Source organism: Pseudomonas sp. RIT-562 (assembly GCF_026241895.1).
GTDB classification, from domain to species: Bacteria; Pseudomonadota; Gammaproteobacteria; order Pseudomonadales; family Pseudomonadaceae; genus Aquipseudomonas; species Aquipseudomonas mandelii_F.
Genome location: NZ_JAPJIV010000025.1, coordinates 72,992 through 84,923, shown reverse-complemented (window position 1 = coordinate 84,923; position 11,932 = coordinate 72,992). Strand labels below are relative to the sequence as shown.

Below are 11,932 nucleotides of genomic sequence, written 5' to 3'. Positions count from 1 at the left end.
TGCCGCAGGGCACTGTCTTGCAGACAATCAATGCCTGTTCTCGCTCATGGATTTGCCGGTATGTCGCAACAGATATTCTTCGCCCACGCCAACGGTTTCCCCTCCGGCACCTATGGCAAATTGTTTGCGGCGCTGGCGCCTGAGTTTCAGGTGACGCATCTGGAGCAGCACGCCCACGATCCGCGCTTTCCGGCCGACGACAATTGGTACAACCTGGTGGATGAGCTGATCCACCATCTGCAACAGCAACCGGAACCGGTATGGGGCGTCGGCCATTCGTTCGGCGGGGTGCTGCACCTGCACGCGGCGCTGCGCTGTCCGGAGCTGTATCGCGGGGTGGTCATGCTCGATTCGCCGGTGTTGAACCGAGCTGATCAATGGGTCATTCGCGCTGCCAAGCGTTTTGGTTTGATCGATCGCCTGACACCGGCCGGTCGCACCCTGGGCCGCCGCGAAGAATTCTCCGACCTGGACAGCGCTCGTCGCTATTTTTCAGGCAAAAGCCTGTTTCGCAGCTTCGATCCGGAGTGCCTGGACGCCTACCTGCATCACGGATTGCACAAGGTTGGCGACACTTTAAGATTGCGCTTCAATCCCGCCACGGAAATCAGCATCTACCGCGGCGTACCCCATACCAGTCCTGGCCGCACACGACAGTTGAAGGTGCCGCTGGCGGTGGTTCGCGGGCACAACAGCCGGGTGGTCATGCGCTATCACGCCAGTGCAGTGGGGCGCATGCCGCTGGGTGAGTCCCTGACCATGCCGGGCGGCCACATGTTCCCGCTGGAACGCCCACAGGATACTGCCACGCTGCTGAAGAACCTGTTCAGCCGTTGGCAAGGTCGTCAGCAGCAGGACTGCGCATGAATCACCCCGTCGAAGAAGTTCGCCTGACCCTGCCACACATCGAACTGGCGGCGCACCTGTTCGGGCCTGAGGACGGCATGCCGGTCATTGCCTTGCATGGCTGGCTGGACAACGCCAACAGCTTTGCCCGACTGGCGCCCAAGCTCCATAACTTGCGCATCATCGCCCTGGACATGGCTGGCCATGGTCACTCCGGGCATCGGCCCAGCGGTGCCGGCTACGCGATGTGGGACTACGCCCATGACGTGCTGCAAGTGGCCGAACAACTGGGCTTGCAGCGATTTGCCCTGCTGGGGCATTCGATGGGGGCGATTGCTTCATTGATCATCGCCGGCTCGCTGCCGGAGCGCGTCACGCACCTGGCGCTGATCGACGGCATCATTCCACCGACGGACAAGGCGGAAAACGCCGCGGAGCGGATGGGCATGGCCTTGCAGGCGCAACTGGATCTGCGGGAGAAACGCAAACCGGTGTATGCCACGCTCGACCGAGCGATCGAAGCGCGCATGAAAGGCCTGGTGGCGGTCAGTCGCGAGGCTGCCGAGTTGCTGGCCCAGCGCGGGCTGATGCCGGTGCCGGGCGGTTACACGTGGCGCACTGACAACCGCCTGACCTTGCCCTCGCCATTGCGCCTGACCACGGAACAGGCGATGGCCTTTGTGCAGCGGGTCAGTTGCCCGGCCAAACTGGTGGTCGCGGCCGACGGCATGCTCGCCAAGCACGAGGAGTTGCTGGAACGTCTACCCTTCAGCCGGGAACAACTGCCAGGTGGCCATCATTTACACCTGAACGACGAGGCCGGCGCGGATCTTGTCGCAGACTGTTTCAATCGGTTCTTCACCGTTCCTTGACTTGCGCCGGGCAACTGTCGAGGCTGGGCGGCTTGAAATGGGAGACAACCATGAAAGATCTCTACACCGCTGCGACCCCGAATGGCCAACAGGTGGTCAAGTGTGCCCAGGGCATGCCGATCCGATGAGTCTTTCCACGCGCTCACTCAGTCTTATCGCGCTGTGCTGCTTCAGTGCCCAGTCGTTTGCTGCCGATATACCCGGCAGCCAGGACCTGCAGATTCTGCCGCGGATGGGCGACTCGCAAATCGTCGACTATCGTCCCGCCGTGGAAATGGAACGGATTTATCCGCTGGGGTCGATCCGCAAGATCAGCGGGCAGTTACGCTTCGACGGACAGGTCACCGCGCGCGGGCAAACCACGTCCGTGACCTACGAACTGCCACCGGAACACTCTTCCACGGACGCCTTCACGGCGGCTCGCGAGGCCTTGCAGAAACAGGGTGCCGAGTTGTTGTTCTGGTGCCAGGCGCGGGACTGCGGCGAGAGCAGCCTGTGGGCCAATGAAGTGTTTGGCAACGCAAAGCTGTACGGCGCCGATGATCAGCAGGCCTATCTGCTGTTGCGCCTGGCAGCACCCCAGGACAACACCCTGGTGGCGCTCTACAGCATTACGCGAGGCAATCGTAAGGCTTATCTGCATGCCGAGCAGTTTGAAGCCTCGGCTCCCCTGGGTGAATTGCTGCCCACCTCCGCCACGTTGTTGCGACAGCTCAAGAGCACCGGTGAACTCGACTTCCCGAAACTGAGCGCCGCTCCCGACGATACCTGGTTGCGCCTGCTGTCCCGCGCCTTGAACCTGGATACCGGCCTGCGCATCAGTGTCTCCGGGCCAAACGCCGAAGCCTGGCGCCAGGCATTGGTGAAGCAGGGCGTGCGTGCGGCACGGATGGAAACCGGTGGCAACGAAGGCTCTGGCCTGCACGTCGAGCTATTGCGATAAGCTGCACCCGGCGAGCGCCGGGTGCGCGTTCGCCGACTCTTTCCTGACGACGAGACATACATGATCAACAATGATCGGCTGTTGGTGCAGATCCTGCTCCTGGTGCTGTTTGGCGCGAGCTTATGGGTGATGGCGCCGTTCTGGTCGGCGTTGTTCTGGGGGGCAGTACTGGCGTTTGCCAGTTGGCCATTGATGCGCCTGCTGACCCGCTGGCTCAACGGTCGTGAATCCCTGGCCGCCGCCGTGCTGACCCTGGGCTGGATGTTGCTGGTGGCGGTGCCGCTGGTATGGCTGGGTTTCAACCTGGCCGATCACGTACGCGATGCCACGGCGTTCATCAAGGATGTGCAGGTCGACGGCCTTCCCGAGGCGCCTACCTGGCTGGGTTCCATTCCACTGGTTGGCGAGCGCCTGGTAGGCATCTGGAACAGCATCGACCAGCAGGGCGCGGCAATGATGGTAGCCGTCAAGCCGTACCTGGGGCAGGTTGGCAACTGGTTGCTGGCGCGCAGTGCACAGATTGGCGGCGGCATTCTCGAACTGACCTTGAGCATCGTCTTCGTATTCTTTTTCTATCGCGATGGGCCGCGCCTGGCGGCGTTCGTCCATGGCTTGCTCGAACGCCTGATCGGCGACCGCGCCGGTTATTACATCGAGCTCGTGGCCGGAACGGTGCAGCGTGTAGTGAACGGCGTGATCGGCACGGCAGCGGCGCAGGCGGTGCTGGCGCTGGTCGGTTTCCTGATTGCCGGCGTTCCCGGTGCTCTGGTGCTGGGCATCGTCACGTTCCTGCTCAGCCTGATTCCCATGGGCCCGCCGCTGGTGTGGATTCCGGCGACGGCCTGGCTGGCATGGAAAGGTGACTACGGGATGGCGGTATTCCTCGGGATCTGGGGCACGTTCATCATCAGTGGCGTCGACAACGTGCTCAAGCCTTACCTGATCAGCCGTGGCGGCAATCTGCCCCTGGTGATTGTGTTGCTGGGCGTATTTGGCGGCTTGATCGCGTTTGGCTTCATTGGCTTGTTCATCGGCCCGACTTTGCTGGCCGTGGCGTACAGCCTGTTGACTGACTGGAGCAAGAGTCACGCGCGTATTGAGGACCGGCGTTGAGGGAAGGGCTAGTATTGCCTGATCAGTCGGGACGATTTACCGATCATCGGGTCCCGCAGTGCCGCTGGTTCCGCTACAATGCGCGCCGATTTCGTCCTGCCTGAGAGCCCGCCCATGTCCGTCTGCCAGACTCCTATCATCGTCGCCCTGGATTTCCCCACCCGTGACGCCGCACTGAAGCTGGCCGATCAACTGGACCCGAGCCTGTGCCGGGTCAAAGTGGGCAAGGAGCTGTTCACCAGCTGCGCGTCGGAAATTGTCGGCACCCTGCGTGACAAGGGTTTCGAAGTCTTCCTCGACCTCAAGTTCCATGACATCCCCAACACCACCGCAATGGCGGTGAAAGCCGCAGCGGAAATGGGTGTGTGGATGGTCAACGTGCATTGCTCCGGAGGCCTGCGCATGATGGCAGCCTGCCGCGAAGTGCTCGATCAGCGCACAGGCCCCAAGCCGCTGTTGATTGGCGTAACCGTGCTGACCAGCATGGAGCGTGAGGATCTGGCCGGTATCGGTCTCGACATCGAACCGCAGGAGCAGGTGCTGCGCCTGGCTGCATTGGCGCAGAAAGCCGGGATGGATGGTCTGGTGTGCTCGGCGCTGGAAGCCCAGGCGCTGAAATCGGCACATCCTTCGTTGCAACTGGTGACCCCTGGTATTCGTCCGGCGGGCAGCGCCCAGGACGATCAACGTCGCATCCTGACTCCGCGCCAGGCGCTGGATGCTGGTTCGGATTACCTGGTTATCGGTCGACCGATCAGTCAGGCGGCAGATCCGGCGAAGGCGCTGGCTGCGGTGGTGGCAGAGCTGGCGTAATGGCCTGAGTCTGTGGGAGCAAGGCTTGCTCCCACAGCAATTGCGGTCGTGGAAGAGGTGTTTTACACCTTCAACACCAGCTTGCCGAAGTTTTCCCCGCTGAACAGCTTCATCAGCGTCTCCGGGAACGTCTCCAGTCCTTCGACGATATCTTCCTTGCTCTTGAGCTGCCCCTTGGCCATCCAGCCTGCCATCTCTTGTCCGGCAGCGGCGAACTGTGCCGCGTAGTCCATTACCACGAAGCCTTCCATGCGGGCGCGGTTGACCAATAGCGACAGGTAGTTGGCGGGGCCCTTGACCGCCTCCTTGTTGTTGTACTGGCTGATGGCGCCGCAAATAACCACCCGGGCCTTCATGGCCAAGCGGCCCAGCACGGCGTCGAGAATATCGCCGCCCACGTTATCGAAATACACGTCGACCCCTTTTGGACATTCGCGTTTCAGGCCGGCGTGCACGTCTTCGTTCTTGTAGTCGATGGCACCGTCGAAACCCAGTTCATCGATCAGGAACTTGCACTTGTCCGCGCCGCCAGCGATGCCGATCACTCGGCAGCCTTTGAGCTTGGCAATCTGCCCGGCAATGCTGCCCACGGCGCCCGCAGCACCGGAGAGCACCACGGTGTCACCTTCTTTTGGCGCGCCGACGTCGAGCAGCGCGAAGTAGGCGGTCATGCCGGTCATGCCCAGTGCTGACAAATAACGCGGCAGCGGCGCCAGTTTCGGATCGACCTTGTAGAAGCCCCGCGGCTCGCCGAGGAAATAGTCCTGCACGCCAAGAGCGCCGTTGACGTAATCGCCGACAGCAAAGCCCGGATTATTCGAGGCGACGACTTTGCCTACGCCCAATGCGCGCATGACTTCGCCGATACCTACGGGCGGAATGTAGGACTTGCCCTCGTTCATCCAACCACGCATGGCCGGGTCCAGGGACAGGTATTCGTTTTTTACCAGGATCTGCCCTGCGCCCGGCTCACCGACCGGTACTTCCTGATAGGTGAAAGTCTCGCGGGTCGCCGGGCCCACCGGACGTTTGGCGAGCAGGAACTGGCGATTGGTCTGGTTAGTCATGACAGGCGCTCAAGAGGGATGAAGCCTTGTTGATAGCCGTTAGTGATCCAGGCTGCAAGTTTGGCTGATGCCGCGAATGCAGTTCGATCCAGAGCAGTGATAGTCACTCCCGGTGTTTCATCACTGCCACTCATGGGCAGCCAACCGGCCTTCTGATAGTGCTGCCGCAGTGCAGCCACCTGTGACTAGACTGGCCGCACGTACTTTCCCAGCTTCTTTGGAGGACATGGCAATGAGCATGACGTTTTCTGGTCAAGTGGCAGTAGTGACTGGCGCTGGCAATGGTATCGGCCGCGCCACTGCCCAGGCGTTCGCCGCTGAAGGCTTGAAAGTGGTAGTCGCCGACCTGGATACGGCAAGCGGCGAAGGTACCGTGGCACTGATTCGTACCCTGGGCGGTGAAGCGACCTTCGTGCGCTGCGACGTCACCCAGGAGAGCGAAGTGAAACATCTGATGGACGAGGTGGTGAATACCTACGGACGTCTGGACTACGCCTTCAACAACGCTGGCATTGAAATCGAGAAGGGCAAGCTGGCGGACGGCACGCTCGACGAGTTCGACGCAATCATGGGCGTCAACGTCAAAGGCGTGTGGCTGTGCATGAAGTACCAGTTACCCCTGCTGCTGGCACAGGGCGGTGGCGCCATAGTTAATACGGCTTCCGTGGCGGGTCTGGGGGCTGCGCCGAAAATGAGTATCTATGCGGCCTCCAAACACGCGGTGATCGGCCTGACCAAGTCAGCGGCGATCGAGTATGCGAAAAAGAAAATCCGAGTCAATGCGGTATGCCCGGCGGTTATCGACACTGACATGTTCCGCCGCGCTTATGAGGCGGATCCGAAGAAGGGCGAGTTCGCCAATGCGATGCATCCAGTCGGTCGCATCGGCAAAGTCGAAGAGATCGCCAGCGCAGTGTTGTATCTGTGCAGTGACGGCGCCGCATTTACCACCGGACACTCGTTGGCAGTGGACGGCGGCGTTACCGCGTTCTAACCCCCCACACGATGCGCAACAGGTGCGTAGGAGCTGTGTAGGAGCTGTCGAGTGCAACGAGGCTGCGATCTTTCCCGGGCCGCAGCCCCCCCTCTAAAGAAAACCAAAACTGTATCACCAAGTGAACTCCCCCCGTTCCAGCCCCCCCGTTACCCATCCATTCAGGACCACCATGCTCTACTGCCTTGCGTAAAAACGAACAGGAGGCAGCAGCTCATGGAATTGAGAATAGATCGACAGGCCTTGGTCCCGGTCGTACAACAAATCGTCGACTCGCTAGTGCGCTGGCTCAGGCATGGCGACGTAGCTCCCGGTACCCGGTTACCGCCGGTACGGGATATCGCGCGCATCAATCTGCTCAGTCAGGCCTGTGTGGTGGAAGCCTGCGAGCGCCTGGTGGCGAAGGGACTGCTGGACTCGCGTCGTGGTTCAGCTTTTTTCGTGGCTTCGAAACCCCAGCCACACCGGCAGGAGGTGTTGCCCAAGGGGGAAGGGGCCGACGAGCAGCGGTGCGCTCAACAGGATCCTTGGGAATTGGGTGGCGGCGGGTTGCCAGAGAGCTGGCGCGAAACCGATGACCTGGCTTTCGCGATCCGTCAGGTCAGCCATACCGACATGGCGAGCCTGTTCAACTACAGCGCGCCGCTCGGCCTGCCGACCTTGCGCCAGCAGATCATCAAACGCCTGATCCGGCTGGATATCCAGGCGCAGGAACATGAGGTAATGACCACGGCCGGTGCCACCCAGGCGCTTGACCTCATAGTGCGCACCTTACTCAAGCCGGGAGACAGCGTCGTAGTGGAGAGTCCGGGTTACAGCGCGTTGTTCGATCTCCTGCGTTTGCACGGCATCAGCATGATCGAGATACCGCGGAACCTGAACGGCCCTGATATCGCAGCGCTCGAGGCGGTCTTGCTCAAGCTGCGTCCCCGTGCGCTGTTCATCAACAGCCACCATCAAAATCCAACGGGCAGCAGCCTTGGACGACTGGTGGCGCAACGGCTATTACAGCTGGCCTATGCCCATGGCGTGCTGGTCATTGAAGACGATGTCTACGCCGATTTACAGACCGGCCCCGGGGTCCGATTGGCCGCCCTGGATACCAGGCGCAGTGTGGTATACGTCGGCAGCTACTCAAAAACCCTCAGCAGCTCACTCAGGGTCGGCTTTATCGCAGCGCCCGTGGCGGTCATTTCCAAGCTGGTGCACGTCAAGATGATCAGCAGCAAGGGCGCATCACCGTTCGCCGAATCGGTGCTGGCCTGCCTGTTGGCCAGCGGTGCCTATGGTCAACTGGTACAGCGCCAGCGCCAGCGGCTCAATGCCGACCGCAGGCTGACGCTGCAAATGCTTGAAGACGCCGATTGGGAAGTGTTCTGCAAGCCCTCCGGCGGCCTGTTCGTCTGGGCACGCTCGCGCAAACAGGATCGCACGCAGATTCTCGCCCATGCCCTGCGTTGCGGTATCCAGTTGTCCTCTTCGACTGCGTTCAGCCCCAGTGATGTGATCACCGACTGGCTGCGCATCAATGTCGCCTATGCTTGTGATCCGCAGGCCCGCAGGTTTTTCCGCGCAACTTCGCCGGATCGACCTCAAACGTTCTGAAAACGACGAGGGCGTAGCTTTTTGCCATTATTCCGACGCCAGCGTCTTGTGTTGCTCGGGGCCCGTTGCGAATCTGCTTGAATAGACTCATTCAGGGGTACCCATCGCAATGAATTCGGCCGTGCAAGGACGTTTTGCCAACCTCGGTATGGCAAAAAAAATGGGCGTGGGGTTTGCCTTGGTGCTCTTGCTGACGGCGCTGATTGCCGTGATCGGAGTGTGGTCATTGCAGGCCATCAGCCAGCGCTTCAATGACCTCAAGCAGATGTCGTCGCTCAATAGTGGCTTGCTCAAGGTGCGCTTGCTTGAGCAGGAATATGCCTTGCGTGGGGACGCCAAGACCGTCGAGGCCTTGCACGCAGGTGTCGATGATCTGATTGTCCTGGCGAACGGGCTCAAGCAGGCCTCTGCAGCGAATGTCCCGGTGATGAGTGATGTGGAGCAGTCTCTGCTGGCTTATCGAGCTGCCTTTGATGAGTTCGTCTCGCTCAGCCAGACCAAGGACCTGGCGTTGGAAATGGCCAACTGGTCAGTCTCAAGCGTTGCCAACAACCTGGATGTCCTGCAAGCCGGGCTTGCCGATGATGGGGCCTATACCCTGAAAGAGTCTCAGGGCAAGGATGGCGCGCAGTTCATCGAGCAAGCCGGGCAGGTCAGCCAGGTCTCGCGGTTGATGCTCCAGGCCATGAACGAGGCGCGAGTGCGCCTGGACCTGAGTCGCAAGGGTGACGACAGTGCGGGCCAGGGCAAGATCGAGCAGGCCGACCAGGCGCTGTCCCAGGCTGAACAGCTCAAGTCCACAGTCGTGGATGACGGCTACAAGACCGTACTCAACGAAGTGACTGGCCACATTGCCGGCTTCAGCGAAAAACTTGCGGAGTACACCGGGCTGCTGGCCCAGGAAAAGACCGTCTATGGGCAGCTGCACCAGCGCGCCGCCCAGGTGGTGGATCGTGTGGATCAGGCTTATGTAGCCGAAGATCTGTCCATGCAGGCAGAGTTGAAAAAGAATGCCCTGCTGATCATCGGTTCCTCCGCGCTGGCACTCCTGGTCGGCTTGATTGCTGCCTGGGTCATTACCCGTTTGATCGTGGCGCCCCTGCGCAGTGTGATGCATGTTGCCCAGCGAATTGCATCGGGTGATCTGAGCGCGACGGTCGAGGTGACGCGGCGCGACGAAATCGGTCAGCTGATGCTCGCCATGCAGCAGATGGGCGCCGGACTGAGCAATATCGTCAGCGGTTTGCAGGCCGGCATCGAACAGTTGGCCAGTTCGGCGCAATCGTTATCGGCAGGTACCGAACAGACCAATCTTGAGGTCAGCAGCCAAAAGGAGGAAACCGAGCAGGTGGCTACCGCGATGAACCAGATGACTGCCACCGTGCATGACGTCGCGCGTAACGCAGAGGAGGCGGCCCAAGCGGCTCAAACCGCTGATAGCAAGGTCGAGAGCGGACAGCAAGTGGTGCGCCAGAGCATGGCGCGGATCGAACTGCTGGCCGATTCTGCGACTTCGGCCAGCTCCAGCATCGAGAGCTTGAGCGCCGAGATCCAGAATATCGGTACGGTGCTGGGAGTGATCAAGAGCGTGGCCGAGCAGACCAATCTGCTGGCGCTGAACGCGGCGATTGAAGCCGCGCGCGCTGGTGAGCAGGGTAGGGGCTTTGCGGTAGTCGCGGATGAGGTTCGAGCCCTGGCCAAGCGCACCCAGCAATCGACCGAGGAGATAGAACGCCTGGTGAGCGCATTGCGGTCTGCAGCGCAGGCCTCGGTGCAACAGATCCAGAGCAGTGGTGAGTTGGTCAAGTTGGCGGTCAGCGATGCACTGCAGACCGAAAGTGCCTTGGGCAGCATTGCTGCGGCGGTGTCATTGATTCAGCAGATGAACCAGCAAATTGCTGCCGCCGCCGAAGAGCAGAGCTCGGTGGCCGAGGAGATCAATCGTAGCGTGACGAGCATTCGCGCCAGTGCCGATCAGTCTTCGCTGGCGATGCAGGGGAATGCTGCGTCCAGCATTCAGCTGGCGCAGTTGGGGATTGAGTTGAAAGGGATGGTGGGGCATTTCAAATTGTAGGAGCGAGCTTGGTCCGGGCGGCGTTGCGACGATGGTCGAAAACGATAACGCGGGGAATCTGACACCCTGCGGCGCCCGGTCGTTTTTCGCGAGCAAGCTCGCTCCTACAGCAGGCAATCAGTCGTAGATGACTTTTTTCTTCCAGTCCGCATCGGCCTCGACGTCCTTGAGGCCTTCGGTCAACTGGTTCACTTCGTCTTCGGCAGGCGCTGTCTTGTCCATCACTTGGGCGTTGGCGCGAGCCAAGAGTTTCTCCAGGTATTGCAGTTGTTCGGCGTAAAGCTGTGGTTCCTGCTGCTTACGCAGGTATTGCACGCCGCGCTCGAATGCCAGTCGCGCCTGGCCAGGTTGATTTTGTTGCAGCGAATGCTGGCCTAGGTTGTTGAAGAACTCGATATGCAACAGCACCAGGATATGGCGAACTTCACGTATCCAGCGCTTGGCTTCATTGGTTGGCAGGAAGCCGTCCTGGGCTGCGCGGGTGATTTGACCGTGCAGGGCTTCAAGCAGGAAACGCACATCCTTGGCCTTGGCTTCAGTCTGGATCGGCGCAGGTGGGTTATTCACCGGAATTGATTCGCCTTGCTCGACCAGCGCTGTCAGCTCGGCGATACGGCCCTTCATCTCGACGTTGGATTTTTCCAGGTTGAGCAGACGCTGGCACACATTCAGTTCCAGGCGCGTCAACAGCAGCTTGAGGGCCGGTGTCATCAGCTGTCCCGGAAACGTCTCGGTGATCTCGCCGCAACGACGCAAGCGGTCGTTCAGCTCTATCTTGGTGCGGGCCTTCTCCAGCTTGTTGTTTTCCACCACATTGTTCATGTAGCCAATGGCGATCAATAGTGCGATCCCGGCTACGACGAGCAGGGTGATCATGAGTGGCGTCACCGGTAAGACCTCTTTATGGGATTCGCGAGCGAGTGTAGTGGCTTGGCATTGGACCGCATAGCGCTGCACGACGGGTTGAATCGGACAGTGTTCAGTCTGTATCGGCCGCCATGCGCCTTATATAAGTAATCGCTGATCTGGATGCACATGGCCATCATTCGTGGCGCCGATCGACTATAACGCCTTGGCAGGCGTCAGAATATAGGCGTCAGACACCGGGCGGCGGAAAAGCTTGAAACGCGCCTGAATCCAGGTCGAAGTCATTGATTTAAATAAATTTATATCTGGGGGTTGACGACCTCTCAATCCATCCATAGAATGCGCGCCACTTACAGCGTAAAGCACACAGCGAAACGCGGTAGGGAGTGAATGTTGTACGTGTGTCCCCTTCGTCTAGTGGCCTAGGACACCGCCCTTTCACGGCGGTAACAGGGGTTCGAGTCCCCTAGGGGACGCCAATGCGGGAATAGCTCAGTTGGTAGAGCACGACCTTGCCAAGGTCGGGGTCGCGAGTTCGAGTCTCGTTTCCCGCTCCATTTTTAAACAGTGTTGCTTTCGGGCGGCACTGAGTGAAACCAGAACCAAGTCTTCGGATGCGGATCTGGGCACCGAAACACACACCATGTGTTCCGGGCAGCGTGTCCCCTTCGTCTAGTGGCCTAGGACACCGCCCTTTCACGGCGGTAACAGGGGTTCGAGTCCCCTAGGGGACGCCAT

10 protein-coding genes, 3 tRNA genes and 1 pseudogene are annotated in these 11,932 nt (G+C 60.3%); 12 read left to right on the top strand and 2 right to left on the bottom strand.

Features of this window, described 5'->3' with window-relative positions:
- Positions 1-60: 60 nt before the first annotated feature.
- The 5 genes from ORL50_RS24620 (at position 61) to pyrF (ending at position 4,587) form a co-directional block, all read left to right on the top strand.
- Entirely contained in the window at positions 61-867 is an 807-nt protein-coding gene (locus ORL50_RS24620; RefSeq protein ID WP_266018856.1) for an alpha/beta fold hydrolase, read from the top strand.
- Positions 864-1,718, top strand: a complete 855-nt coding sequence (locus tag ORL50_RS24615; RefSeq protein WP_266018854.1) for an alpha/beta hydrolase — start codon at positions 864-866, stop codon at positions 1,716-1,718. The genes ORL50_RS24620 and ORL50_RS24615 overlap by 4 nt, the downstream gene beginning before the upstream one ends.
- Positions 1,719-1,842: 124 nt before the next feature.
- A complete protein-coding gene (locus tag ORL50_RS24610) occupies positions 1,843-2,661 on the top strand; it encodes a DUF4892 domain-containing protein (RefSeq protein ID WP_266018852.1) in 819 nt (272 codons plus the stop codon).
- 60 nt (positions 2,662-2,721) lie between these two features.
- Positions 2,722-3,774 carry an AI-2E family transporter gene (locus tag ORL50_RS24605; RefSeq protein ID WP_266018850.1) on the top strand — a complete coding sequence of 351 codons (1,053 nt, stop codon included), beginning with the start codon at positions 2,722-2,724 and terminating at the stop codon, positions 3,772-3,774.
- Positions 3,775-3,888: 114 nt separating this feature from the next.
- Entirely contained in the window at positions 3,889-4,587 is a 699-nt protein-coding gene (gene pyrF, locus ORL50_RS24600) for an orotidine-5'-phosphate decarboxylase (RefSeq protein WP_266018849.1), read from the top strand.
- A 62-nt stretch (positions 4,588-4,649) separates the two neighbouring features.
- Here the strand turns inward: pyrF and ORL50_RS24595 are convergent, their stop codons facing one another.
- Positions 4,650-5,654, bottom strand: coding sequence for an NADP-dependent oxidoreductase (locus ORL50_RS24595; protein ID WP_266018848.1), 1,005 nt, complete (start codon positions 5,652-5,654; stop codon positions 4,650-4,652).
- Positions 5,655-5,886: 232 nt separating this feature from the next.
- Here ORL50_RS24595 and ORL50_RS24590 point away from each other — a divergent pair, with 232 nt between their 5' ends.
- From ORL50_RS24590 to ORL50_RS29165, 4 genes and pseudogenes are all read left to right on the top strand, one after another.
- Positions 5,887-6,648 (top strand): SDR family oxidoreductase, encoded by a 762-nt coding sequence (locus ORL50_RS24590; protein WP_122839112.1) that lies wholly within the window; start codon positions 5,887-5,889, stop codon positions 6,646-6,648.
- Between the two features lie 216 nt (positions 6,649-6,864).
- Positions 6,865-8,253, top strand: coding sequence for an aminotransferase-like domain-containing protein (locus tag ORL50_RS24585; protein ID WP_266018846.1), 1,389 nt, complete (start codon positions 6,865-6,867; stop codon positions 8,251-8,253).
- Positions 8,254-8,362: 109 nt separating this feature from the next.
- A pseudogene (locus ORL50_RS29170) lies at positions 8,363-9,628 on the top strand (HAMP domain-containing methyl-accepting chemotaxis protein); the annotation flags it as partial.
- Positions 9,614-10,327 (top strand): methyl-accepting chemotaxis protein, encoded by a 714-nt coding sequence (locus ORL50_RS29165; protein WP_416236044.1) that lies wholly within the window; start codon positions 9,614-9,616, stop codon positions 10,325-10,327. The pseudogene ORL50_RS29170 and the gene ORL50_RS29165, both read left to right, overlap by 15 nt.
- Before the next feature lie 117 nt (positions 10,328-10,444).
- Here the strand turns inward: ORL50_RS29165 and ORL50_RS24575 are convergent, their stop codons facing one another.
- Positions 10,445-11,203, bottom strand: a complete 759-nt coding sequence (locus ORL50_RS24575) for a hypothetical protein (RefSeq protein WP_266018842.1) — start codon at positions 11,201-11,203, stop codon at positions 10,445-10,447.
- Positions 11,204-11,597: 394 nt separating this feature from the next.
- On the opposite strand from ORL50_RS24575, the gene ORL50_RS24570 reads away from it, so the two are divergent.
- From ORL50_RS24570 to ORL50_RS24560, 3 genes are all read left to right on the top strand, one after another.
- Positions 11,598-11,673, top strand: a tRNA-Glu gene (locus ORL50_RS24570).
- Between the two features lie 2 nt (positions 11,674-11,675).
- Positions 11,676-11,751: transfer RNA gene (locus ORL50_RS24565), tRNA-Gly, on the top strand.
- Positions 11,752-11,855: 104 nt separating this feature from the next.
- Positions 11,856-11,931: transfer RNA gene (locus ORL50_RS24560), tRNA-Glu, on the top strand.
- Position 11,932: the final 1 nt, after the last annotated feature.